The organism is Vibrio chagasii, from assembly GCF_002954585.1.
GTDB lineage: Bacteria > Pseudomonadota > Gammaproteobacteria > Enterobacterales > Vibrionaceae > Vibrio > Vibrio chagasii_A.
Genome location: NZ_MSCI01000012.1, coordinates 1 through 300, shown reverse-complemented (window position 1 = coordinate 300; position 300 = coordinate 1). Strand labels below are relative to the sequence as shown.

Sequence of the window (300 nt, the reverse complement as noted above, 5' to 3'; positions counted from 1 at the left end):
GCCTTGGTATTCTCTACCCGACCACCTGTGTCGGTTTGGGGTACGATTCCTTACAATCTGAAGCTTAGAGGCTTTTCCTGGAAGCATGGCATCAATGACTTCACTACCGTAGTAGCTCGACATCGTATCTCAGCGTTAAGAAAGTCCGGATTTACCTAAACTTTCCGCCTACGTACTTGAACCTGGACAACCGTCGCCAGGCCCACCTAGCCTTCTCCGTCCCCCCATCGCAATTGTAAGAAGTACGGGAATATTAACCCGTTTCCCATCGACTACGCCTTTCGGCCTCGCCTTAGGGGT

Annotated in this window: 1 rRNA gene; it reads right to left on the bottom strand. The window is 51.3% G+C overall.

Features of this window, described 5'->3' with window-relative positions:
- Positions 1–300 (bottom strand): 23S ribosomal RNA (locus BTO10_RS23295); the annotation flags it as partial.